This window comes from Aestuariivivens marinum, from assembly GCF_022662175.1.
GTDB lineage: Bacteria > Bacteroidota > Bacteroidia > Flavobacteriales > Flavobacteriaceae > Aestuariivivens > Aestuariivivens marinum.
In genome coordinates this window covers 1,008,320-1,032,813 of sequence record NZ_JAKMCR010000001.1, presented here as the reverse complement: position 1 = coordinate 1,032,813, position 24,494 = coordinate 1,008,320, and the positions used below count along the sequence as shown (strand labels likewise).

Annotated in this window: 21 protein-coding genes; 5 read left to right on the top strand and 16 right to left on the bottom strand. The window is 34.1% G+C overall.

What is annotated here, in order from left to right; all coding sequences use genetic code 11:
- Positions 1-41 precede the first annotated feature (41 nt).
- The 4 genes from rpmA to MR053_RS04380 form a co-directional block, all read right to left on the bottom strand.
- Complete coding sequence (gene rpmA, locus MR053_RS04395; protein ID WP_242131234.1) at positions 42-302, bottom strand: 50S ribosomal protein L27; 261 nt, start codon at positions 300-302, stop codon at positions 42-44.
- A 25-nt stretch (positions 303-327) separates the two neighbouring features.
- Positions 328-837, bottom strand: a complete 510-nt coding sequence (gene rplU / locus MR053_RS04390; RefSeq protein WP_242131233.1) for a 50S ribosomal protein L21 — start codon at positions 835-837, stop codon at positions 328-330.
- Positions 838-952: 115 nt separating this feature from the next.
- Positions 953-1,390: a DUF4199 domain-containing protein gene (locus MR053_RS04385; RefSeq protein WP_242131232.1), complete on the bottom strand. Its 438-nt coding sequence runs from the start codon at positions 1,388-1,390 to the stop codon at positions 953-955.
- Between the two features lie 333 nt (positions 1,391-1,723).
- Positions 1,724-3,454 (bottom strand): S1C family serine protease, encoded by a 1,731-nt coding sequence (locus tag MR053_RS04380; RefSeq protein WP_242131231.1) that lies wholly within the window; start codon positions 3,452-3,454, stop codon positions 1,724-1,726.
- 254 nt (positions 3,455-3,708) lie between these two features.
- Here MR053_RS04380 and MR053_RS04375 point away from each other — a divergent pair, with 254 nt between their 5' ends.
- Positions 3,709-4,089, top strand: coding sequence for a heavy-metal-associated domain-containing protein (locus MR053_RS04375; RefSeq protein ID WP_242131230.1), 381 nt, complete (start codon positions 3,709-3,711; stop codon positions 4,087-4,089).
- Between the two features lie 82 nt (positions 4,090-4,171).
- Here the strand turns inward: MR053_RS04375 and gldD are convergent, their stop codons facing one another.
- The 4 genes from gldD to mutY form a co-directional block, all read right to left on the bottom strand.
- Positions 4,172-4,777 (bottom strand): gliding motility lipoprotein GldD, encoded by a 606-nt coding sequence (gene gldD / locus MR053_RS04370; RefSeq protein WP_242131229.1) that lies wholly within the window; start codon positions 4,775-4,777, stop codon positions 4,172-4,174.
- A 32-nt stretch (positions 4,778-4,809) separates the two neighbouring features.
- Positions 4,810-6,114: a gliding motility-associated protein GldE gene (locus MR053_RS04365; protein WP_242131228.1), complete on the bottom strand. Its 1,305-nt coding sequence runs from the start codon at positions 6,112-6,114 to the stop codon at positions 4,810-4,812.
- A gap of 46 nt (positions 6,115-6,160) precedes the next feature.
- Positions 6,161-6,616: a single-stranded DNA-binding protein gene (locus MR053_RS04360; RefSeq protein WP_242131227.1), complete on the bottom strand. Its 456-nt coding sequence runs from the start codon at positions 6,614-6,616 to the stop codon at positions 6,161-6,163.
- 88 nt (positions 6,617-6,704) lie between these two features.
- Positions 6,705-7,745, bottom strand: a complete 1,041-nt coding sequence (mutY, locus tag MR053_RS04355) for an A/G-specific adenine glycosylase (protein ID WP_242131226.1) — start codon at positions 7,743-7,745, stop codon at positions 6,705-6,707.
- A 141-nt stretch (positions 7,746-7,886) separates the two neighbouring features.
- On the opposite strand from mutY, the gene MR053_RS04350 reads away from it, so the two are divergent.
- Positions 7,887-8,177, top strand: a complete 291-nt coding sequence (locus tag MR053_RS04350) for an HU family DNA-binding protein (protein ID WP_042242127.1) — start codon at positions 7,887-7,889, stop codon at positions 8,175-8,177.
- Positions 8,178-8,589: 412 nt separating this feature from the next.
- Positions 8,590-10,134, top strand: coding sequence for an Rne/Rng family ribonuclease (locus tag MR053_RS04345; RefSeq protein ID WP_242131225.1), 1,545 nt, complete (start codon positions 8,590-8,592; stop codon positions 10,132-10,134).
- A gap of 70 nt (positions 10,135-10,204) precedes the next feature.
- Here MR053_RS04345 and MR053_RS04340 read toward each other — a convergent pair whose 3' ends face one another.
- Entirely contained in the window at positions 10,205-10,807 is a 603-nt protein-coding gene (locus MR053_RS04340) for a hypothetical protein (RefSeq protein WP_242131224.1), read from the bottom strand.
- A gap of 233 nt (positions 10,808-11,040) precedes the next feature.
- Between MR053_RS04340 and MR053_RS04335 the strand changes: the two genes are divergently transcribed.
- Positions 11,041-12,888 carry a helix-turn-helix domain-containing protein gene (locus MR053_RS04335; RefSeq protein WP_242131223.1) on the top strand — a complete coding sequence of 616 codons (1,848 nt, stop codon included), beginning with the start codon at positions 11,041-11,043 and terminating at the stop codon, positions 12,886-12,888.
- Positions 12,889-13,068: 180 nt separating this feature from the next.
- On the opposite strand, the gene MR053_RS04330 is transcribed toward MR053_RS04335, so the two are convergent.
- From MR053_RS04330 to MR053_RS04315, 4 genes are all read right to left on the bottom strand, one after another.
- Entirely contained in the window at positions 13,069-13,854 is a 786-nt protein-coding gene (locus MR053_RS04330) for a carbonic anhydrase (RefSeq protein ID WP_242131222.1), read from the bottom strand.
- 155 nt (positions 13,855-14,009) lie between these two features.
- The gene (locus tag MR053_RS04325; protein ID WP_242131221.1) at positions 14,010-15,050 is read right to left on the bottom strand and encodes an NADP(H)-dependent aldo-keto reductase; all 1,041 of its coding nucleotides are present in this window, start codon (positions 15,048-15,050) and stop codon (positions 14,010-14,012) included.
- A gap of 166 nt (positions 15,051-15,216) precedes the next feature.
- Positions 15,217-16,176, bottom strand: coding sequence for an OmpA/MotB family protein (locus tag MR053_RS04320; protein ID WP_242131220.1), 960 nt, complete (start codon positions 16,174-16,176; stop codon positions 15,217-15,219).
- A 10-nt stretch (positions 16,177-16,186) separates the two neighbouring features.
- Positions 16,187-16,975 (bottom strand): exodeoxyribonuclease III, encoded by a 789-nt coding sequence (locus MR053_RS04315; RefSeq protein ID WP_242131219.1) that lies wholly within the window; start codon positions 16,973-16,975, stop codon positions 16,187-16,189.
- Between the two features lie 243 nt (positions 16,976-17,218).
- Between MR053_RS04315 and MR053_RS04310 the strand changes: the two genes are divergently transcribed.
- Positions 17,219-20,641 carry a hypothetical protein gene (locus tag MR053_RS04310; RefSeq protein WP_242131218.1) on the top strand — a complete coding sequence of 1,141 codons (3,423 nt, stop codon included), beginning with the start codon at positions 17,219-17,221 and terminating at the stop codon, positions 20,639-20,641.
- Here the strand turns inward: MR053_RS04310 and MR053_RS04305 are convergent.
- From MR053_RS04305 to MR053_RS04295, 3 genes are all read right to left on the bottom strand, one after another.
- The gene (locus tag MR053_RS04305; protein WP_242131217.1) at positions 20,638-21,558 is read right to left on the bottom strand and encodes a M28 family peptidase; all 921 of its coding nucleotides are present in this window, start codon (positions 21,556-21,558) and stop codon (positions 20,638-20,640) included. The genes MR053_RS04310 and MR053_RS04305 overlap by 4 nt on opposite strands.
- A 171-nt stretch (positions 21,559-21,729) precedes the next feature.
- Entirely contained in the window at positions 21,730-22,470 is a 741-nt protein-coding gene (locus MR053_RS04300; protein WP_242131216.1) for a succinate dehydrogenase/fumarate reductase iron-sulfur subunit, read from the bottom strand.
- 10 nt (positions 22,471-22,480) lie between these two features.
- Complete coding sequence (locus MR053_RS04295) at positions 22,481-24,493, bottom strand: fumarate reductase/succinate dehydrogenase flavoprotein subunit (protein ID WP_242131215.1); 2,013 nt, start codon at positions 24,491-24,493, stop codon at positions 22,481-22,483.
- Between the last annotated feature and the right edge of the window lies 1 nt (position 24,494).

Sequence of the window (24,494 nt, the reverse complement as noted above, 5' to 3'; positions counted from 1 at the left end):
TATTCAGAAAGGGCTTTGTATAACTATAAGAAACCTATTTCTTAAGCCTGAAAAGGCTCGATAGAAACATAAGATTTATTATCTTTTTTCTTAGTAAACTTTACAATACCATCTACTTGGGCGTGTAATGTATGGTCTTTACCAGCATATACATTTTCACCTGGGTGATGTGTATTTCCTCTTTGTCTTACGATAATGTTTCCTGCTATGGCAGCTTGACCACCAAAAATCTTAACCCCTAAGCGTTTCGATTCTGATTCTCTACCGTTTTTCGAACTTCCGACTCCTTTTTTATGTGCCATTGTATTTCGATTTTATATTTTAATATTAACTTAAAGCAGCGATTAAATCAGCTTTCTTCATAGAAGAAATACCTTCAATACCTTTTGCTTTTGCCATCTCCTTTAATTCAGCAACAGTTAACTTGCTTAAATCTTGAGTAGCTTCTGCCTTTGGAGCAGCAGCTTCTGCTTTTGGTTCTGCTTTGGTTGAAGTTGCTTTAGCTGGAGCAGCTTTCTTAGCTCCTGAAGCAGCAATACCTTCAATTACTATTTCGGTTAAAGCTTGACGATGACCATTTTTTACACGGTAACCTTTACGTCTTTTCTTTTTGAAAACTATAACCTTATCACCTTTTAGGTGCTTTAAGACTTTTGCACTTACTTGTGCTCCGTCTATAGCTGGGGCGCCTACAGTTACATTGTCACCATCGCCTACTAAAAGAACATTATCGAAAGCTACTTTCTTACCTTCTTCTGTTTGTAAACGATTAACAAAAACTTTTTGGTCTTTTTCAACTTTAAATTGTTGCCCTGCTATCTCTACAATTGCGTACATAGCGTAACGTTTTTATTAATTAATTTTTATCAAAAAAATGAGCCTACCTCTCGTAAGGCGGGTGCAAATATACTGCTAATTAATTAAACTACAAACGTTTTATTTATTTTGAAGATTATTTTGATTCTTTTTTAAAGAGCTGCATAACAGTAAGGGTACAAATAACCGTAGTGGCAAAACCCATAATAGCAACCACAGCAGTTATCATGCCCACATTAGTGTCGAAACCGCCTTTTATAGTGGCTAACAATTGTGAAATAAAATCGGCATTAAGCTCAGTAGCATATAATAGAAAAAAAGCGGTGAATAAAATGGTGGCAATTGACCCTGTTATTAAGCCTGTTTTAAAACCCTCACCATATGAAAACATCTCTAAATACTGTAATTTATAAACTCTTATAGCTTCATAAATACCAAAAGCAGTAATAACTGCATTAAAAAAACTAAAGACTGGATTAATGTGTTTATGAAATAGCGACAGCAATAAAAAATAAGCTATTAAAACAGTGCTTGTAACGAGACCAAACCGAATAGGAAGAGATATTGTTTTCATTTAATCAAATCTTTTAATTATAAAAGCCTGCTAAAAAATGAGGGTTTAAGTGAAAATTTATGTTTTTTTAAATCTCTACCCTGCACTATTATAAGTGACTTTAAAATAGATATTTTCTTGTTGTAGCTAGAAACATTACTAAAAAGGTTTTTTAAATTTCGCGAAAAAAATTGATTTAAAATAATTTCGAATTAAAAAATTTAAAATAAAGCTATGTAGACTACACCTTTTGTAGGACACCTCTAAATTCTATTCACTAATTATATAAATAATAACTTAGGAAGAATATCAGCATTAAAGAATAAACCGAAAATTAAAAGTATAACTACTTTGTTAAATATCGTTTTCTGCTGTTCTTAATATTTGACTTAAAACTTTTTCTAAATGTTCTAAAGGAATAGCTAATGAGCTCACTCTATTTCTTCTAGATATATTAAGCCCTACAACTTTACCATCTAAATTAATTAATGGCGTACCACATTGATCTATATTTAATGGCATATCATGAGTATAAGCATAAGGAAATCCGTCTTTAACTCTATTGGTTATCACATTATCTGCTATGTGATGCTTATGCTCACTAAAATCTCGCTCTCCTAGCACAACATCAATATTCATTACAGCATCATCTCTTAAGATTGTAATTACTACTTTTTGCCCTGGTTTTGTGTCTGAAAGTGCTTTTATCAAATCTTCAAAATCACCTATAGAAACTAAATTAAATTCTATAATTTTATCATCTGATAACAACCCAGCTTTATTTGCTGCTTGCCCGTCAGAGACACTTTTTATAGTTGCTTCACCACTTTGTTTAAAATCGACACCTAAATACCCTATATTTCTAGTAGATATAATATCTGCTTCTAAGCCTACAATTCCAGACCATCCAACACGCTCGTTATTTAGGACAGTACCTAATATCTCTCCAACATAAACTGATTGCTTAGTTGTGATATCAATACTATTTACTTTCTCTTTTGTTTTTATTTTTAATACTGCTAAATCATTATCCTTATCTCTTCCAATAAGACTGGCCTGACACATACTACCATTATATAATGTACAATATATTTGAGCTTCTCCAATTTCAGAAGATTTTGCAACAATATATCCATCTTTGCTAAAAATAGATCCTAGCGTAATTTTCTCTATAGAATCATGAATACTTCTTATTTCAACAACAGCTTTATAAATTGTTTTGTTTTTCTCACTCAACACTTTTACTAAAGTTTTTTTCCCTCCCTTCAATACAAATGGATTAACGGTATTTGGAGCTTGAGTAATACTATCATCATAATTCACTTTTTTATGATTTATTGTCTCTCCTGAAATCAGTCTTTTCCAATTTTTCTTTACATTTTCTACAGAAGAATAAAAATTTCCATCAATTTCTTTATTAATATAACTGCAAACACCAACAACTTCACCATTTAAATTAAATAAAGGTCCTCCTGAATCTCCAGGCTTCATAATACATGATGTTTTTAAATAATCATTAGCTGTTATACCTTTATAAAAACCTATCCTAGTAATAGCCTGTGGATCTTTTTCTGAGGATCCCGGATAACCAATCATTAAACAAGCTTCATCTTTGGCTAAATTTGAAGCATCACCTAATTGAGAAAACACAAGTTTTTTTAGAGGTTCTATTTTCATTAATCCATAATCCGCTGTGTAATCTTTTCCTAAACAAACTGCTAAATACTGTGAACCATCATGTAATCTAACCTTGAAGTTTTTTTCAACTGCATCTATAACATGTGCAGCAGTAAGTATATACCCATCTTCAGAAATCATAACACCACTAGCAAAAGAGTTTCCGGTTTCAACCTTTACCATACTTTGTGATAACTTATCATGTATTTCAAAAATTCTTTGCTGTATTTCCGCAACTCTTTTTTTATCATTTAAAACTCTATCATTAGCATTAACAGTACAATACCTTATTTGGGTATTATCTGAAACATACTTCTCTAAAGTATTTGACTTTGTTGTGAAAAAAAAGCAGATAGACAGACAAGATATTAATAGTATCAAATGTCTTTTTTTTAAAGTGACACTCATATATTATGATTTTATTTTTACAATATTAATAGACGCTAAAAATGCAATAACCCCTCACAATAAAGTGTTAAAATAAAACAAGATTTTCTTAATAGATATTTTACAATCAAATCTTGGAAAACTTATTCAAATTAATCATTCTATAAAAAATATCATTAAATCTAATTTATAGAATTAGAAAATTGGGTTTATTATTACTCAATAAACTTCAATATTGATTAAATTTGTTTACTAAAAGTAAAAACAAAATTTTTATGGAAACAATAAAATATATTTTAAGTTTATTCATAATAGCAATGCTTCTTACGGGTTGTAAAAATGAAATCAAGCCCGAAATAAAAACAGTTAAAGTAGAAATAACTAAAGAAGTAGACCCCAATGTTACATTTGCTAAGGCAGAATTTACTGTTGAAGGTATGACTTGTGCTATAGGGTGTGCCGCTAGCATTGAAAAAAGGATAACTAAAATGGAGGGGGTAAAATACGCTAAGGTAGATTTTGACAGAAAGCTAGCTATGGTTGAATACAATAAAGCCAAAGTAAATCATACATTATTGGAAAAAACAGTAACTAGCATTACCGATACTTATAAAGTAACCGACATGAAAACTGTTGATACTTTTTCAACAAAATAACTTTCTGTAATAAATTTAAGTTTAGGCTTTTTAGTTAATTTGAAACTTAGTTCAAACCTATTATATTAAACTTTAAAAGTTTTTATTCCCACTTAACGGTTTCTATAATATGCTTAATATCTTTTTGCAAATAATAGGCTGCGGGTAAAATGGAATCATAATTGGGTTTTACGCTAAAGTAAAGTGACCCTGTTAAGAAATGATTGATACTGTCGGTTACGTAAAATTGTGATTGAGATGCTGCATTCCCTCCAACTTTATAGAACATCCCATACACCTTTTTATCACTGTCTTCATAACGTTCTTCTAAAATGCCATCTGCTTTAACAGTATGCTTTTGAGTGAAATTTTGGGCATCTCGCAAAAAATCCACTAAATTCTTTTCACTACCTTCAACAGCTTTATAGGTTAAATAAATAGTACCTTTCATGGTTGGGTATTCCAAATTCACACCATAACTACTTGTAGTGCCTTCAACTGGCCTTATTATTAAATTTGTAGCCAAATTGTTTTTTTCAAAAGAGAAAGGCAAAGCTATTTGCACTTTATTATATTTTGCTTTAGGATAATCTAATCGCAAATAGGCTCTCGGTTTTGGCACTACATTTTCACTACAAGATAAAATACCCAAACCAGTCACTATCAAAAAACATCTTAAAAAAATATTGAACTTTATTTTAACAAGCATAGAAATTTTGTTTCTGTTTTCAGTTCTTTTGTTTAAGAAATGGTAAACTTTAAAAGTTTAATACGCTTTTTGTCTAAAGCTTCTATCGTGAAAACGTAATTTTCAAAATTTATTTTACTGTTGAGTTTTGGAAAACTTCCTGAAATTTCCAACACAAAACCAGCAATAGTTTCAGCTTCGCCTTTATTAGCCTCAAAAACCGATTCATCATCAACCTTAATAACCTTATAGAAATCCTTTAAAGCTGTTTTGCCTTCAAAAACATAATTATTATCATCAAGCTTAGAATAAGTTAAATCCTCATCGTCAAACTCATCACTAATATCACCAACAATTTCCTCAATTATATCTTCCAAAGAGATTAATCCAGAAGTCCCACCATACTCGTCAACAACCACAGCCAGATGTACCTTTTTCTCTTGAAACTCTGCCATAAGATCGTCCAGCTTTTTATTCTCTGGTACAAAAAAAGGTTCGCGTATCAACTTAGTCCAATCAAATTGTTTTCTATCAATATATGGTAATAAATCCTTTACATACAATATACCTTTTATAGTATCGATGTTATCTTGATAAACAGGAATACGCGAATAACCATTTTCAATGATTTCGGGCATAATATCGATGTACTTAGCCTCGATATTTAATGCAAATATATCAATGCGCGGACGCATAACTTGTTTGGTGTCTGTATTCCCGAAGGATACAATACCTTGTAAAATTTTTTGTTCTTCCTTAGTAGTATCCTCTTCACTGGTAAGTTCCAAAGCCTGTGATAGTTGATCGACACTTAAATTGGATTTCTTTTTTCCAAATTTGTTATGGATAGAAAGGGTTACACTTCGCATGGGCAAACTAATTGGGGACAGAACAACATCCAATACTTTTAGTGGGTAAGCCATAAAGGATGCAAATTTAAGTTTGTTTCTACTGGCATAAATTTTTGGTAAAATCTCACCAAAGAGCAAAATTAAAAAGGTAACGATTACCACTTCCAATATAAAACGAAAAACCTGTGATATAATGCTATTAAAAATAGAATTGCCCAAATAGGCAAACAGGATAACAATGGCAATATTTATAAAATTGTTTGCTACTAAAATGGTAGCCAACAGTTTTTTAGGACGCTCTAAGAGATTGAAAATAATTTGGATGCGTTTAGGGTTTTGCTCCATTTCAGCATCAATATCTGTTCTGCTAAGGGAAAACAAAGCCACTTCAGCCCCAGAGATTAATGCAGAACAAATTAATAACAATACTAGTAATACAAAACCGCCCACTATTGAAAAATCAACAGCTAAAGATAATAGTATATAACTCGAAGGGTCGGGATCCAAATAATAAGATATTAGTTAAACAATAAAAAACGTTCCACCTTACTGGTTAAAAAGGTAGATCATCATCTTCATCACCAATTGGTTCAATACTAGGTTCAGGAAAAGTATTTTCTTTTGGCTGCGCATTTTGATTATTATTTGAATTTGCATTAACCTCACTTTCGGCTTTGGTTGTTAAAAAGGTGAAATCGGTACACTGTATTTCGGTAGAATACCTGTCATTCCCTTTTTCATCCTGCCATTTTCTTGTTTTTAAACGGCCTTCAATATAAACCTTATCTCCTTTACTTAAATACTTTTCACAAATTTCAGCACCTTTATTTCGCACTACTATATTATGCCATTCTGTACTGGTAACCCGTTCATTGGTTTGCTTATTTGTATAGGTTTCGTTGGTAGCCAATGGAAAACGCCCTACACAACCTCCGCCTTCAAAATAATGCATTTTTACCTCATCCCCTAAATGCCCTATTAGCATTACTTTATTCAATGTTCCTGACATGGTTTTCTTTATTTTAAAAAGCAAAATTAGTCATTTGCTTTGCATTTTTTTAAAATTAATAAAAAAATGTGATTGCTTAACTATTGTTTTAGAAATTAAACGCCTCAATGAAATTTCCTATTAAAACAGGAACCGCATATTGGTGAATATCCTTTGTAAAAATGCCTTTACTTCCTAAATCATCAACTTTCACAATCCAAAACTTTGTATATAAATGCTGATGAGATAGCTTATGAACTATTGTATCTTTATTATATAAGGCAATATCAAAGGTTTTGTTTTTTAATAGATCATGAGTATTCAATAAAACTTTTAGTTGTGGAACATTAATAGCTTTAACCGTCTCTATTAGGGGGAATTGATATAGGTTTTGCCATATCCCTTTATCCTTACGTTGTTCTAATACTGTTTTACCATCATTTGAAATAAACACCAAAAAATTGAAATGCTTTTTCTTAACTTTTGCTGCTTTAAGTTTTACGGGTAACATGTCTATTTTATTTGTGCCCAATGCTAAACACCCCTCCTGCAACGGACAAACCGAACAATCTGGATTTTTAGGTCGGCATTGACGAGCACCAAACTCCATAATGGCTTGGTTAAACAAAGCAGGATTATCATTATCAATTAATTCTTGTGCTAAAGCTTTAAATTCTTTAGCCCCAATAGTTGTATTAATGGGTGTTTCAATAGCAAAATATCTGGATAATACTCTATATACATTCCCATCAACCACTGCAGTAACATTATTAAAGCAAATGGAAGCTATGGCACTTGCCGTATAATCACCAACACCTTTTAACTTTAATAGGTCCTTATAGTTATTTGGAAAAACCCCATTAAGTTCATTAACAATATATTTAGCGGTAGTATGCAAGTTTCTAGCTCTGGAATAATAACCCAACCCCTGCCATAATTTTAACACTGCACTTTCCTTAGCTTCAGCAAGATCGAAAACCGTAGGATACTGCTCCAAAAATGCTTCGTAATACGGCAGCCCCTGGGTCACTTGCGTTTGCTGCAAAATAATTTCCGATAGCCAGATATGATAAGGGTTGGTTGTCTCCCTCCAAGGCAAACTCCTTTTATTAACTGAATACCAGCGCATTAAAATTTTAGGAAATTGCATGTATACGATTTAAACAAAGTGCTAAAATAAACGTTTATAATCTTAAATTTTAATGAATTAGGTTTGAAATATTGAATATTTAATTCCTATATTTGCATCCCTTTAAAAACGATAATAGTAACTAAAAAATAAAAAATAAAAATGACTAAGGCTGATTTAGTAGCAAAAATTTCTGAAAAATTAGGAATTGAAAAAGGAGATGTTCAAGCAACTGTTGAAACATTCATGGAAGAAGTAAAAACATCATTAGAAAGTGGTGACAATGTTTACTTAAGAGGTTTTGGAAGCTTTATTATTAAAACAAGAGCTGAAAAAACTGGAAGAAACATTTCCAAAAACACAACTATTAAAATACCAGCTCATAATATTCCTGCATTTAAGCCTGCAAAAGTTTTTGTTGAAGGCGTTAAAACTAATGTAGAAGTCAAGTAAAAGTAATATGCTGTCCCGATAGTTGTCGGGATTAGCCTTAAAAAGAATCATTAATTTAAAAGACACTATTTATGCCAAGTGGTAAAAAACGCAAAAGACATAAGGTAGCGACGCATAAACGTAAAAAACGTAGACGCGCTAACCGTCACAAAAAGAAAAAATAAACTAAAAAAGTAGTTGGCTAACTACTTTTTTAGTTTTAAAACACAAAACGTTCTTTGAAATGAGCTTACTATACTAAGCTCCATGGATTTAAAAAAATCCTGTGAAATATCATCTTATTACAACTTTGATTTTGTATCATAAAACTAAAAAGATGATAACTGATGATTGAATACCATTTCTCTCCATCAGAAAAGATATTGTATAATCCATCTGTCACATGTGTTTGTGGTGGATTAAAATTAACTAAATGGATAAAGAATTGATTATTAGATCTAGTTCCGAAGAAGTTGATTTTGCCTTACTTAAAGATGGAAAACTAATTGAATTACAGAAAGATGAAGATGGTAACAACTTCTCTGTTGGCGATGTGTTTATAGCCAAAATAAGAAAAGCTGTTCCTGGACTAAATGCCGCATTTGTTAATGTAGGTTATGAGAAAGATGCATTTTTGCACTATCACGATTTAGGGCCAAAACTACCTTCTCTTTTGAAGTTCACAAAACGTGTAAGCACAGGTAAACTAAAAGATTTTTCTTTAAAAAATTTCCCATTTGAAAAAGATATTGATAAAGACGGTAAAATTACCGATGTCTTAAAATCAAATCAATCGCTATTAGTACAAATAGTAAAAGAACCTATATCTACAAAAGGGCCAAGAATAAGCTCAGAGCTTTCTATTGCTGGTAGATATATTGTTTTGGTTCCTTTTTCCAACCGTATTTCTATTTCTCAAAAAATAGAAGATAAGGATGAAAAAGATCGATTAAAACGACTGGTTAAAAGTATAACACCATCAGGGTTTGGCATTATAGTTCGTACGGTAGCAGAAGGCAAAAAAGTAGCTGAACTAGATCAAGACTTACAACGTTTGCTTAGTCGTTGGACAGCAATGTGTAAAAAGCTACACAAAGCCCATCATCCCAGTAAAGTTTTAGGTGAAATGAATAAAGCCTCGTCTATTTTACGAGACATATTCAACGACACCTTTACTGGCATTACTGTTGATGATGAAGAGCTTTACTATCAAATTAAAGATTACGTGCAGGAAATTGCACCAAAAAAAGAATCAATAGTTAAATTGTATCAATCCACCGTTCCCATTTTCGAAAAATTTGGAATAGAACGGCAAATTAAAACTTCCTTTGGCAAAACCGTTTCTATGGCAAAAGGTGCTTATTTAGTGATAGAACACACCGAAGCCCTGCATGTTATAGACGTAAACAGCGGTAACAGATCTAACAAAGCCAATAACCAAGAGGAAACAGCACTGGAAGTTAATTTAATTGCAGCCACCGAAATTGCCCGACAGTTACGATTACGTGATATGGGTGGTATTATAGTGGTTGATTTTATAGACATGACCAATGCCGAAAATAGGCAAAACCTATTTAACCATCTTCGTGATGAAATGAAGGATGATAGGGCAAAACACAAAATATTGCCGCCAAGTAAATTTGGTTTGATACAAATAACAAGACAGCGTGTGCGCCCAGAAATGAACATTAAAACCCGTGAGGAAAACCCTAACAGCATTAATGGTTCGGAGGTTGAAGCTCCTATTGGTATTGTACAAAAAATAACGCATGATCTTGAACGACTATTTAAGAAAGACTATAAAAAGCTGACCTTAAACACACATCCTTTTATAGCAGCCTTTTTAACAAAAGGTTTTCCATCTGTACGTTCAAAATGGTTTTTTGAACACAAAAAATGGGTTAAAATTTTACCAAGAGATGCTTACACTTATCTAGAGTACCACTTTTTTGATAAAGATGGTAAACAGATTAAATAATAAAAACCCTTTACTTATCTAAGTAAAGGGTTTTTTTGGTTTAAAACATTTTTCTAATTCCGTTTTTGCATCATTTCAAAATAATAATACCTTCCTGGGTATGATCGGTTCCGGTACCATCAGCTCTTACCATACCATGGTTAACAAATTGACCTGAGGCATTTTCAAACCGTCCAGTACCACCAGTAATATCAACTACATGAAAAAATTCTAAGATATATATGTCATCTTGGATGGGCATTACCTGACTGCCTCTTCCCTTTGTATATAATAGGTCACCATTATTGGCTTCTATAGCACTGGCTCCACCTGTAAACTCACCCATACCATTGGCAAAATCAGGCATACCTTGCTCATTTAAAACAATGTGGAAGCAAAATTTTAAATCTGTTGTAAAGTTCCCTAAATGCGTTGCGTTGCCATTGCCTACTTGATGCTCTGGTCTCCAAAAATTGGTTGGTGAGTTGGCGGAGGGGCAATCTCCAGTTGGAGTTCCTTCAGCTGGTCTTGTAAACATTTTGGCCTTATATGGCAGCTCTTTTTGCTTTGCTGTTTTAGATTGAAAGTTCGATTCAATGAAGTTATCTTCAATAATGGGGTCTTCATTCAATTCGCAAGCAGTGATTAAAAAAAGTACACCGCTAATCACTAATAGTAATCTTAATGTTTTCATTTTGTTTCATTTTAATTTAACAACTTAACTATAGCTCATTTAATAGCTTCATCTAAGTTATTTCTTTAAATACATAGGATAATTTATCTATGTTGCAATACCTGTTACATATGTTGCAAATCCTTTTAATTATGTTGTTGATAGTAAAACATCTTGAAATTAGGATTCTTGACTGCATATTTTTGTCCGAATAATTTTATTATGTAAATTCATGATTCATATTTTTATAAACCATGGATCGAACCTTTTCAAAGGAATGCACATTTATAGCAAAGCTTAACGGTATATTGGACGCAAACTACCATAACGAAAACTTTGGAGTGACTGAACTTTCTTTGGCCATGGGGGTTAGCCGATCACAACTCCATAGAAAGCTTCATCAAATAAAAAATACAAGCACTAGTGAATTCATAAAGTTATTTAGACTGGAAAAAGCTTATAACTTATTGAAAGACGATGTGTCATCTGTTTCCGAAATTGCTTATGCCGTTGGGTTTAGTAGTCCATCATACTTTTCCAAGTGTTTTCAAGATCACTATAAATGTTCACCAGGTAAAGCTAAACAAAAAGAGGTGTCCGAAAAGTTGGAGCTTTTAGTGCATGCCTCAGTTTCATCCAAATCAAAGACGTCCATAGGAAAGTGGACTTTAATTGGAGCAGTTTTAGCCTTGGTCATACTTGCTTTGTTTACCATAACTTTAGCTGGCAGTACAAGCAAAAATCAGGATTTAGTTACGATAGGAGTGCTCCCTTTTAAAAATTTAACCGAAGATGTGTCCAATCAATACTTCGCCGATGGGATTATGGAGGAAATCCTTAACCATTTGTCAAGTTTGGACAATCTCAATGTTTTATCTAGGACAACCATGGAGAATTACCCTAGAGAAACTAAAACAGTTCCTGAATTGGCGAAAGGGTTAAATATTACCCATCTATTGGAGGCCAGTGTTCAAAGACATGGCAAAAGAGTAAGGATTGTGATACAATTGATAGACGCCAATTTAGACAAACACCTTTGGGCAGAGAGTTATGAGCGGGATTATCAGGATGTTTTTGAGCTACAGAGTGATATAGCCAGAGAAGTAGCCAAACAACTCGAAAGGAAACTTACGGTTTCCAACCTTGCAAAGTTAGATGAAGCCCCCGCAGAAAATGTAGAGGCTTACAACCTATATCTTAAAGGGCGGTTTTTTTGGCAAAGGAGAAAGGAAGAAGACTTAAAAAAGAGTATTAGATATTTTGAGCAAGCAATTGATCTTGAGCCAAATTATGCCTTGGCTTATGCTGGATTGGCGGATGCATATTATATCATGGCTGTTTTTGGATGGTACGATAAAGAGGAAAGCTTTAGAAAAGGAAAAGAATATGCCATGAAAGCACTCTCAATTGACGACAATATTGCAGCGGCGCATGCCACCTTGGGAGCAACAGCCTTTTGGTATGAATGGAATTGGGTTTATGCCGAAAAAGAAATTAAAAAAGCCATAGATTTAGCGCCCAATTATGCAACAGCACATTTGTATTATGCAATATTGCTTGATATTTTAGGTAGAAAGGAAGAAGCCAGGGAGCAAATAGATTTGGCAGTAAAATTCAATCCAAATTCGGGCATCATGTTTAACATTAGTGGCATCATATTTTACAATAGTAGAGATTTTACAAAATCTCTAAATCATCTTAATAAATCCGTTGAAATTAGTGATGAGCCTTGGTATGCATATTATTTCAAGAATTTTATGAGATTAGGAGAAGAAAGTTTAGCATACAAACAGTTGAAACTAATTCTAGCAAGGAATGGTATTAAAGACGAAGCTAAAATAGATAGAGTGTTTGAAGAAGATGGTATAAAAGGCGTTCTTAATTGTTGCATAGACGATTTATCTTTTTCGGTAAAGGATCAGTACTACAATTCGGCTGCTTTCTTATGTTTAGTTGGCTACTACCAAAAAGCACTTGACTATCTGGAAAGAAGTTATGAAGCTCGTGAAACCCATCTTCCAAGAATAAAACACAGTATTGATTTTGAAGCTATTAGAAATGACCCTAGATTTACTGCTCTATTACATAAAATGAATTTTTAGATGATAACGAAAACAATTTAATACATTAAATGAGTTAAGATTAAAGGCAAAATTTTACCAAGAGATGTTTACACATATCTAGAATACCACTTTTTTGATAAAGATGGTAAACAGATTAAATAATAAAAACCCTTTACTTATCTAAGTAAAGGGTTTTTTGCTTTCATATAACAAATATATCTAATAATTATAACGCACAACCCTTCCATTTAAGGCCTGCTCATTCCTGTAATTATTAAGAGGCATAGTTTCTTTAAGTTTCAACACTTCTAATTCAGACAAAATAATAGGCTCTTTAAAAACAATCCAATTCACATTCTCAGTACAAGGTGGAGTTGTTAAAGAACCATTGTATGAATAGTAATGCTTATCCTTTAAAAAAAGACTCGATAAATCAATTTTTTGATGTATTTCTTTTGACTCTCCATTTTGCAAAGGCAAAAAACTTTCAAAAAATTCAAACAATTGACTTTGGTCTCCTTCTTCTCCAAAAATACCCAATACAGTTATTTCTCCTGTTCGGCCAACATGTACCAAGTGCATCTCTATGGGATAAATAACCCCATTGATTTTATGTTCTGAGGGTTCGTGAAAATGGATTTGCTTTAAACAATACGTCTTATTATTATAATTTATTGAATCACCTTCCTCAAAATTAAATTGAATGGAGTGCCCATTATTATCAACATTGCTTATTAATGTACTTGGCGTATATAATATTTTTAAATCGCCTTTCTTTTGTACAGAATCAACATCTTTGTGTAAAATGTTAATAGGCGATTGGTGTTTACCTCCACAATCTGAGTTTTTTTCTATATCCACCCAGTGTTCTGGAGATGTTTCGCCGGAGTAACTCCAATGTGACTCTTTATTTTCAAGATTTAACTGTGATGGTTTTTTTGTGTTATTGCAAGACACTATAGCACACAAAATCGAACAGCCTAAAAGTATATTTTTAACTGTCATAATAAATAGAAAAATATTTTTATACTACAAAGTTACTGATAGTAGTTGCATTAAAAACTTACTTTTGTCAGCTTTTGTGTTTTTATAGAATAATTTTTTTCTATTTCTTTTACAAAATATTTATTGTTAAAATTGCTTTTCAAATAGAAAAAATACTATGGCGCCGGATTGGGGGTGGTTTGATGTATTGTGTTAATTTCAGATAGTAATGCCTCACTTAAATTAATATGAACACTATCAATATTCTCCTTAAGCTGTTTTAAATTAGTAGCCCCTATAATATTACTGGTTAAAAAAGGTTGTTGATTTACAAAGGCCAAAGCCATTTGCGCTGGGCTTATGTTATAATCTTTCGCCAATTGTACATATTTTTCGGTGGCTTTTCTAGTGCGTTCCCCACTATAACGCTTTAATTGAGGAAAACGGTTTAACCTAGAATTAGAGTCAGCGGTACCATTAGTATATTTTCCTGTGAGCATACCAAAAGCCAAGGTGGAATAGGCCAATAAACCAATGCCTTCCCGTATGGACACTTCTGCCAAATCACCTTCAAAGGTCCTGTTTAATAACGAATAGGCATTTTGTATGGTAATCATTCTGGGTAGATTATTCATTTTATGCTCTTCCAGATAGCGCATGGCTCCCCATGCCTTTTCATTGGACAAACCCACATACCTAATTTTGCCAGCTTTAATATGCTTATCTAATTCATGAAGTACCTCGTTAAAATTATCCTGCCATGTATCATTTGGGTCATGCTTGTAATCTAGCTTTCCAAAGGTATTGGTCAATCGCTCTGGCCAATGCAACTGGTACAAATCAATATAATCGGTTTGTAAACGTTTCAGTTCTTTTACAATAGCGTCTTGTATAGATAATGGGCTGAATCCTGTTGTTCTAATATGCGCTACATAATCACTGGTTCGACCTATAACTTTACTGGCAATAACCACCTTATCCCTATTGCCTGTTTTTTTTAGCCAGGTTCCTATAATCTCACTAGTTCGACCACTGGTCTCAGGTGTGGCTGGTACAGGGTATAACTCTGCCGTATCTATAAAATTAATGCCTTCGTTAAACGCATAATCCAACTGCTCATGGCCTTCAGATTCAGTATTCTGGCGACCCCATGTCATAGTTCCCAAACATATCTTACTCACTTTAATGTTGGTATGCGGTAGGTTAGTAAATTTCATGGTTAACTTCTTTTATTTTCAAAACTTATGATTTTTAGACTGAACCTTAAAGATAAAAAACCTTTAAAAGTCGTCATACTTTAAAGGTTTTTTATTTAGTTTATTATACATTTTTTTTGGTAGCTTATAAAGGCTCAGCTATCAAAGCTACATTATCAGGCTAACTCTAATTATCACTTAACAACCTAGACAGCTCATCTAATTTAGGTGTTAAAATAACTTCAATACGTCTGTTTTTGGCTCTCCCTTCAGGGGTGTCGTTGGTAGCTATTGGTGAATGCTCACCTCGACCGGCTGCTGTAAGGTTTTCTGCATTTATATTTCCATTTTCACTCAAAATATCAACAATGGCCGTAGCACGTTTGGTAGACAAATCCCAGTTTCCTTTTAACGCCCCCGAGCCTTGGTATGGCACATTATCGGTATGACCTTCAATAAGCACAGCAATATCAGGGTTATCTGCAAGTACAGTTCCCAACTGCATAACAGCACGACGTCCTTCTGTTCCTACTGCCCAGCTACCAGATTCAAACAATAGTTTATTTTCCATTGACACGTAAACTTTTCCATCACGCTGTTCAACAGTAAGTCCCTTACCTTCAAAGTCGGTTAATGCTCTTGAAATAGCATCTTTTAATGCTGACATGGCTTCATCTTTAGCCGCTATAACACTTTCCAACTCGGCCACACGGTTTGAACGATCTTCCAATTCCCGTTTCAATTTTTCTAAACGGGCATTTTCAGCAGCCAAAGCCTGTTCCTTTGCTTCCAATTGTGCCAACAGCTCCCGGTTCTTTTGGGAATTAGCAGCTATAGCTGCCGAACTGTTTTTCTCTAAAGCATCATAAGAATCTTTTAATGCTTCATAATTGGCCTTTGTAGCATTATAATCGGCTTGTAATTTATCGCGTTGAGCAACGGCTTCTTTATAAGCGGCTTTAAGCTGTTTCAATTCATTTTCAGCTGCAATCTTTCCACTATTCAACAGCTCATTTTCATCTGAAAGCTTACGGTTTTCCTTTTTTAAATTATCGTATTTAGCTTCTAAATCTTTATAGACTTTGGGAGACACACAGCTAGTTACCAAAGCTAGAGTTAAAACGGTTAATAAAGTTTTTTTTATCATTTTTAAAGGTTCAAAAAATTGTTTTTTTACTAAAATATTTATCTATTTCCACTAAAACAGGACAGTGGTCACTATGCACTGCATCCGAAAGTATAACGGCTCTTTTTATATTTTCTTGTAATGCTTGGGCAACCATGGCGTAATCCAACCGCCAACCTTTGTTATTGGCTCGGGCATTGGCACGATAACTCCACCAGCTATATTGTTGTTTTTCGGGGTTTAAATAACGGAACGAATCTATAAATCCGTTAGCTATAAAATTACCAATCCACTCCCGCTCAACTGGTAAAAAACCTGAAACATTTTTCAAGCCTTTGGGGTTGTGAATGTCTATTTCTTCGTGGCAAATGTTGTAATCTCCACAAATGATAAGATTTGGGATGTCTTGCTTTATAGTATTAATATAATCTTGAAACATGGCCATATATTCCAGTTTATGGTCTAATCGTGCATCATTGGTTCCTGAAGGCAGGTATAAGCTCATCACCGATAGACCATTGAAATCGGCACGTAGGTTTCTACCTTCGGTATCCATTGACTCAATTCCTGTGCCATACTCGACATGATTCGGTTTTATTTTACTTAAAATGGCAACGCCGCTATAACCTTTCTTTTGGGCACTAAACCAATATTGGTGTACATAACCTGCTGCGTTAAAAATATCTAAATCCAATTGTTCCTTTAAGGCCTTTATTTCCTGTAAACAAATCACATCTGGACTGGCCGATTTTAACCAATCTATAAAGCCCTTATTAAGAGCTGCACGAATGCCGTTTACGTTGTATGATATAATTTTCATGTATTAATTTTATTTATTGCCACGAATTCAAGACTGTATCATTTTCAGGTTTAATTTTAAAAATAACTATTATTCATAGCATATTAAAATATTTAAGCTTCTAAGCTATATGAACTCTCATTTATCAAATAAGCTAATGTCTGCTAAAATAAATAATACGTTACTTTTACACTATGGATAAGCTAAGGAGTTTTAAGAAAAAGTATCAACAATAATAGTTCAAACCCGCTGTTTTAATATTTGATGAAGTATCTATTCTGTTTTATCATTTTCTGTATTGGTATTTTTGGGTATTCGCAAGACCGAACATCCAATTATAGAACTATAAAAGTGGCTTTACTAGACACCATTCGTATTGACAGTGTTAGTATTAACCCCCATTGGTTTTCCATTAAAACAAAAGATAGTTCCGTTATTGATTCTTCTTTTTACCAAGTTGATTTTCCTAAGGCCATTGTAACCTTTAAAAAACCAATTGCAACCGATTCCGTTATTATTAATTTTTTGAAATTTCCTGAGTTTTTAACCAGAACCTACAGACAGCTTGATGAAAACATTATTGTTGAAAATACTAGCACCCTACAAAAGCTTTATAAATTATCAGAATCTAACAGAGATAACAATTTCATCCCTTTTGATGGATTGACCACATCAGGGAGTATTTCAAGGGGCGTTACCATTGGAAACAATCAAAATTCAGTATTGAACAGTGAGCTCGATTTGCAGATTACGGGAAAACTAAACGACAAGGTCTCACTAAGGGCATCAATACAAGATGCCAACATTCCACTACAGGAAAGTGGTTATTCGCAACGTTTAGATGAATTCGATCAAGTGTTTATTGAATTGTTTAGCGATACGTGGAACATTCGTGCAGGAGATATCGATTTACTAAATACAAACTCCTACTTTGCTAATTTTTCCAAACGGGTACAAGGCTTATTGGTTAATCTCAATTTGGGTGAAAACGACCAACAAACCAATCTCTTCGCATCAGGCGCGTTGGTAAGGGGCCAGTTTACAACTAGTCAGTTTACAGCTCAAGAAGGCAATCAAGGCCCTTATAAGCTACAAGGTCCCAATGGGGAATTGTTTGTACTCATTGTATCGGGAAGTGAAACAGTTTACGTAAATGGAGTAGCTGTAAAACGTGGTGAAGACCAAGATTATATCATTGATTATAATGCTGGGGAAATCATTTTCAATTCCACCTTCCCTATTACTTCCGAAATGCGCATTACGGTCGATTATCAATTTTCTGAGCGAAATTATTCGCGCTTAGTGACTTTTGGTGGTGGAAATTACGAAAGTAAAAAGTTGAAAATTGGTGTGTCGGTTTATTCTGAAAACGATGCTAAAAACCAGCCATTACAACAAAATTTATCGGAGGAACAAGTACAAATATTATCCAATGCTGGGGATGATCGTAATTTAATGGTGGCTCCTTCAGAAGTTCCAGAACCCTATAGCGACAATAGAATTCTTTATAAAAAAGAATTGATAAATGGCGTTGAAGCCTTTGTGTTTTCTAATAATCCTGAAGACGAACTCTACCGTGTCACCTTTAGTTTGGTTGGTGACAACCAAGGCGATTATATTTTAAGCAGCACCAAGGCCATTAACAATATTTATGAATATGCAGGTATAGGTTTGGGCAATTATGCTCCTGTGATAGAACTTATTGCCCCTATCAAACTGCAAATAGCAGTTATAAATGGCATTTACCAACCTAGTGAAAAAACAAATATTCGCTTTGAAGCTTCGGGAAGCAAAAACGATTTGAACTTGTTTTCCAATACCGATGATGCTAATAATGACGGCTTTGCTGGAAAATTCAAAGCCGAACAAACTTTAATAAAACGCGACAGCTCATGGGCTGTTGATGCCTTTGTTAATGTGGACTTTATTGATGCCAATTACCGTACCATTCAACGTTTGTATAAAGCCGAATTTAACCGTGATTGGAATTTAGGGCAACCAACAGGTAATAACATAGTGAGCAACTTAGGCAACCAAAAACTTATTTATTCTGGATTTCGCACGCATCATCTTAAAAAGGGATTTATAGACTATCAATTTGAGCATTTGAATTTTTCGGAAGGCTTTAATGGTAATCGTCATGTTTTTAATACTCACTTACTGTTAAATAAATTACTTATAACTTCACATTCAAGTATTTTAAATGCAAATGCATTGATTAGCACCTCAACGTTTTTTAGATCATACAACCGCATAACATATAGCTTAAAAAAAGGCTGGTTAGGCACCAAACTGGCTATTGAAGATAATGAGCAACGTGAGGTTTCCTCCAGAGATCTTACACTGTTGAGCCAAAGATTTAAATCCTATGAAATGTTTACAGGTGTTGGTGATAGCACCAAAGTTTTTGCTGAAATCGGTTATAAATATCGCATAAACGATAGCATTAGAAACAATCAATTAAAACGTGTCAATACCTCTAACACGTTTTACCTAGACTCTAGGCTTGTACAAAACAAAAACACCAATTTGTCACTGTATGCTAATTACAGAATCTTAAAAGATGTAGAAGACACTGAAAAAGATGAACAATCTTTAAACTCACGTCTACAATACAATCAAAAGTTGTTTAAACAATTAATACAATGGAATACCATTTTTGAAACTACCTCTGGCACTTTACCACAACAAGATTTTACCTATATTGAAGTAGAACCAGGGCAAGGCAGATATACTTGGATTGACTACAATAACAATGGCATACAGGAACTTGAGGAATTTGAAATTGCTCAATTTCAAGATCAAGGTAAATATATAAGAGTATTATTACCCAATCGTGTTTTTATAAAGACACATCAAAACCGATTCAGCCAAACCTTAATCATTAATCCGTCACAATGGACTATTTCGGAGAATAATTCAAAAAAAATCTGGTCGCACTTTTATAATCAGGCCAGCTATTTAATAGATCGTAAAACTAAACGAGATAATTATACTTTTAATCTAAATCCTTTTGAAACAAAAGATGGCAATCCGTTAGGTTTGCAGTTAAATTTTAGAAATGTATTCTTTTTCAATCGCGGAAAACAATATTATACCACCTCATACACATATCTCTCCAACAAATCTAGAAATATTTTATCCATTGGATTTATTGAAAACAATATAAAGAGCCATCAATTTAATTTCACTCATAAGATAAAAGAGAGTTGGCTTATTACATTAATCTCGGCTTTTGACAATATCGAAAGCATAAGCGAAAACTTTACGAGTAAAAACTACAATTTCGATGAATCCCGATTCAATCCAAAACTGTCTTACCTCCTTGGGGATAATTCCAGATTTGATGTGTTTTATCAATACGCCAATAAAGACAATACCATTGGTAATAAGGAAACCTTACAACAGCAAAAATATGGCCTGTCCTTTAGCTTAACCAAAAATGAAAAAGGGGCTATAAATGGAGAATTCAATTACTTTTCCAACAGCTTCACTGGAAATGCAAATACGCCTGTTGCCTACCAAATGCTAGAAGGATTGCAACCAGGCACCAATTTTACCTGGACTTTATTGGCGCAAAAGAAACTTACCAATTTTTTAGACCTCAACTTGAGTTATTTTGGCCGAAAAACCGAAACCAGTAAAACCATACACACGGGCAGTGTGCAGTTAAAGGCTTATTTTTAAAAAGATAATAAATCAATTTGCTTAAAAACAGTAATGATTTGTTTTACTGCCTTGCAATAAAACTCGGGATGGATATTTTCAAAATCATCTGTGGGTTCGTGATAATCTTCGTGATCTTCAACCCCAAAATACAAGAAAGGAATCCCTTTCTTGTAAAAATTGGCATGATCTGAAGAATAGGTCCAATTATCCTTTTCATCATAACCATCATGTCCCACTAAAATTTTTATATCTTCTGTTTTAAATTCTTTACTAGAAAAAAGCTGCTTAAAATGCTGATGAGTTTCTACTCCAACTACAAATAGCTCCTTATTGCCACTTCTGCTAATCATGTCCATATTAATATTTAAAAGGATGTTTTTAGAAGGTACAACAGTATTGTTCACATAATGTCTAGAACCTCTAAGTCCCAATTCTTCAGCATCAAAAGCCACTAAAATAACGGAGTGCTTTGGTGGGTGTACTTTAAAATATTCAGCAAAACTAAATAATGCACATACTCCAGAGGCATTATCATCTGCTCCATTGTAAATCTGTCCATTTTTTATGCCTTCATGGTCATAATGTGCACTGACAACAATATATTTATTGGGTTTATAGGTGCCTTTAATCAAACCTAAAATATTAACCCCTTTATATTCCTTTTTGTTTTTTATAAACATAAAAGATTGCTCATAACTCTTTCTCAAAGGCTTAACTTGTAGTTTACAGAATGCATTAATAATATACTTTCTGGCTTTAACGGCTCCTTTGGTTCCCGTTCGTCTGCCTTCAAAAGCATCAGACGATAAGTTTTTTACATGCATCAATAATGCTTCTCCATCAAACAAGTCATCTTTTAGCTCTGGGGCCTGTGGAAAAACATTAACACATAGTATAAGGCAAAATGAAGTTAAAACGAAAATATATTTTTTCATGATTTGAATTGGTCAGCACCAAAAGTACATGAATTTTTTCATTTGTTAATTCTCATTATTTAAATGGGAGTTTATTTGTGATTATGCCTTTTCTTGTTTAAAATAACCTAACAAAAAAGACCCACAACTTCTGTTATAGGTCTTTTTTTATATTATTTTAAAGTTTTTTGACTAAAAACTTGCCTTCATCAATTCCCGATTCATTCTAGCGATATTATCTAAAGAAATACCTTTTGGACATTCAATTTCACATGCACCTGTGTTGGTACAATTACCAAAGCCTTCAAGATCCATTTGAGCAACCATATTCCTAACTCGATCTGCAGCCTCAATCTGTCCTTGTGGCAATAATGCATATTGGCTCACCTTAGCTCCAACAAATAACATAGCAGACGAGTTTTTACAGGTCGCCACACATGCGCCACAACCAATACAAGTAGCAGCATCCATAGCCTCATCGGCTGCATGTTTAGAAATAGGAATAGCATTCGCATCCTGTGTATTTCCAGAAGTATTTACAGAAATATACCCACCTGCTTGTTGTATACGTTCGAAAGCTGTTCTATCTACAACTAAATCTTTAATCACAGGGAAAGCCGCCGCTCTAAATGGTTCAATAGTAATGGTATCACCATCGTTAAACATACGCATATGTAACTGACACGTTGTAACGCCTCTATCCGGACCATGTGCCTCACCATTAATATACATAGAACACATGCCGCAAATTCCTTCTCTACAATCGTGATCAAAAGCTACAGGCTCATCTCCAGCATTAACTAATTGTTCATTCAAAACATCCATCATTTCTAAGAAAGACATATGTTCTGAAATATCAGTTACTTTATATTCGACCATTTGACCCCTCACATTTGAGTCTTTCTGTCTCCAAATTTTAAGTGTTAAATTCATAGTGTCAATCTTATTTGTATGAACGTTGTTTTAGTTCAATATCTTTAAATTCTAACTCTTCTTTATGTAATACTGCGTCTGCAGGCTCTCCTTTGTACTCCCAAGCAGCAACAAATGCAAATTCTTTATCGTTACGTTTTGCTTCTCCTTTTTGCTCACCGCTTTCTTCAACCGATTCTTCCCTAAAGTGACCTCCACAAGATTCTTCCCTCATTAAAGCATCTTTAGCAAATAGTTCACCTAATTCAAGAAAATCAGCCACTCGACCAGCCTTCTCTAACTCTGGATTCATTTCGTTTGCACTTCCAGGCACTTTTACTTCTTTCCAGAACTCTTCACGAATTTGTTTAATTTCAGTCATGGCTTCTTTCAACCCTTTTTCATTACGAGCCATCCCTACCTTATCCCACATTACTTTTCCTAGACGTTTATGGAAATAATCCACAGATTTAGAACCTTTATTATTAATGAAGAATTCAATCCTATCTTTTACTGCTTTTTCAGCTTCATCAAATTCTTTTGAATCCGTTGGAATTTTACCTGTACGAATATCATCGGCTAAATAATCACCAATTGTATAAGGCAACACAAAATAACCATCTGCCAGACCTTGCATTAAAGCAGAAGCCCCAAGTCTATTAGCACCGTGATCTGAGAAGTTAGCCTCACCAATACAGTAACATCCAGGAATGGTTGTCATTAAGTTATAATCTACCCAAACACCACCCATTGTATAGTGTGTTGCCGGGTAAATCATCATTGGGGTTTTGTATGGGTTCTCGTCAACAATTTTCTCATACATTTGGAATAAATTACCATACTTAGCTTCCACTATTTTCTCACCCAGTTGGGTAATTTTTTCTTTGGAAGGGTTTTGTATATTATGAATCTTTGCCTGCTCTTTTCCGTAACGCTCGATAGCTGAAGCAAAATCTAAATACACCGCTTCACCAGTAGCATTTACACCGTAACCCGCATCGCAACGCTCTTTTGCAGCTCGAGATGCTACGTCACGTGGCACCAAGTTACCAAATGCAGGGTAACGACGCTCTAAATAATAATCGCGTTCGTCTTCAGACAAATCGGTTGGTTTTTTACGACCTTCACGAATGGCCTTAACATCCTCTATGTTTTTAGGCACCCAAATACGGCCATCGTTACGCAATGACTCGGACATTAACGTTAATTTAGACTGATAATCTCCAGAACGCGGAATACAAGTTGGATGAATTTGCGTGTAACAAGGGTTGGCAAAAAATGCTCCTTTCTTGTGAATTTTCCATGCTGCCGTTGCATTAGAACCCATAGCGTTAGTTGATAAGAAATAAACATTTCCATATCCGCCAGAAGCAATAACAACTGCATGTGCCGAATGACGCTCAATTTCACCAGTTATTAAATTTCGAGCAATAATACCTCTTGCTTTACCATCAACAATTACAACATCTAACATTTCGTGACGATTAAACATTTCAATCTTACCACGAGCAATCTGACGATTCATTGCAGAATAAGCTCCTAATAATAACTGCTGACCCGTTTGCCCTTTTGCGTAAAAAGTTCTAGAAACTAAAACCCCACCAAACGAACGGTTATCCAATAACCCACCATAATCACGAGCGAAAGGGACCCCTTGTGCTACACATTGGTCTATAATATTTGCAGACACCTCAGCCAAACGATAAACATTTGCCTCACGTGAACGGTAATCCCCCCCCTTTACAGTATCGTAAAATAATCGGTAAGTGGAATCACCATCTCCTTGATAATTTTTAGCAGCGTTAATACCGCCTTGAGCAGCGATAGAGTGTGCCCTGCGCGGTGAGTCTTGATAAGCAAATGCCTTTACATTATAACCTAATTCTGCCAAGGTTGCAGCAGCTGAACCTCCTGCTAAACCTGTACCTACAACAATTACGTCTATATGACGCTTATTTGCTGGGTTTACAAGGTTGATTTTATTTTTATAATCTGTCCATTTATCTTTAATTGGACCTTTTGGTACTTTTGAATCTAAAGCCATT

What these genes read in the sequence shown, in the direction of transcription:
- rpmA (WP_242131234.1), bottom strand. Translation starts at nt 302, where the DNA reads ATGGCACATAAAAAAGGAGTCGGAAGTTCGAAAAACGGTAGAGAATCA.
- rplU (WP_242131233.1), bottom strand. Translation starts at nt 837, where the DNA reads ATGTACGCAATTGTAGAGATAGCAGGGCAACAATTTAAAGTTGAAAAA.
- MR053_RS04385 (WP_242131232.1), bottom strand. Translation starts at nt 1,390, where the DNA reads ATGAAAACAATATCTCTTCCTATTCGGTTTGGTCTCGTTACAAGCACT.
- MR053_RS04380 (WP_242131231.1), bottom strand. Translation starts at nt 3,454, where the DNA reads ATGAGTGTCACTTTAAAAAAAAGACATTTGATACTATTAATATCTTGT.
- MR053_RS04375 (WP_242131230.1), top strand. Translation starts at nt 3,709, where the DNA reads ATGGAAACAATAAAATATATTTTAAGTTTATTCATAATAGCAATGCTT.
- gldD (WP_242131229.1), bottom strand. Translation starts at nt 4,777, where the DNA reads ATGCTTGTTAAAATAAAGTTCAATATTTTTTTAAGATGTTTTTTGATA.
- MR053_RS04360 (WP_242131227.1), bottom strand. Translation starts at nt 6,616, where the DNA reads ATGTCAGGAACATTGAATAAAGTAATGCTAATAGGGCATTTAGGGGAT.
- mutY (WP_242131226.1), bottom strand. Translation starts at nt 7,745, where the DNA reads ATGCAATTTCCTAAAATTTTAATGCGCTGGTATTCAGTTAATAAAAGG.
- MR053_RS04350 (WP_042242127.1), top strand. Translation starts at nt 7,887, where the DNA reads ATGACTAAGGCTGATTTAGTAGCAAAAATTTCTGAAAAATTAGGAATT.
- MR053_RS04345 (WP_242131225.1), top strand. Translation starts at nt 8,590, where the DNA reads ATGGATAAAGAATTGATTATTAGATCTAGTTCCGAAGAAGTTGATTTT.
- MR053_RS04340 (WP_242131224.1), bottom strand. Translation starts at nt 10,807, where the DNA reads ATGAAAACATTAAGATTACTATTAGTGATTAGCGGTGTACTTTTTTTA.
- MR053_RS04335 (WP_242131223.1), top strand. Translation starts at nt 11,041, where the DNA reads ATGGATCGAACCTTTTCAAAGGAATGCACATTTATAGCAAAGCTTAAC.
- MR053_RS04330 (WP_242131222.1), bottom strand. Translation starts at nt 13,854, where the DNA reads ATGACAGTTAAAAATATACTTTTAGGCTGTTCGATTTTGTGTGCTATA.
- MR053_RS04325 (WP_242131221.1), bottom strand. Translation starts at nt 15,050, where the DNA reads ATGAAATTTACTAACCTACCGCATACCAACATTAAAGTGAGTAAGATA.
- MR053_RS04320 (WP_242131220.1), bottom strand. Translation starts at nt 16,176, where the DNA reads ATGATAAAAAAAACTTTATTAACCGTTTTAACTCTAGCTTTGGTAACT.
- MR053_RS04315 (WP_242131219.1), bottom strand. Translation starts at nt 16,975, where the DNA reads ATGAAAATTATATCATACAACGTAAACGGCATTCGTGCAGCTCTTAAT.
- MR053_RS04310 (WP_242131218.1), top strand. Translation starts at nt 17,219, where the DNA reads ATGAAGTATCTATTCTGTTTTATCATTTTCTGTATTGGTATTTTTGGG.
- MR053_RS04305 (WP_242131217.1), bottom strand. Translation starts at nt 21,558, where the DNA reads ATGAAAAAATATATTTTCGTTTTAACTTCATTTTGCCTTATACTATGT.
- MR053_RS04300 (WP_242131216.1), bottom strand. Translation starts at nt 22,470, where the DNA reads ATGAATTTAACACTTAAAATTTGGAGACAGAAAGACTCAAATGTGAGG.
- MR053_RS04295 (WP_242131215.1), bottom strand. Translation starts at nt 24,493, where the DNA reads ATGGCTTTAGATTCAAAAGTACCAAAAGGTCCAATTAAAGATAAATGG.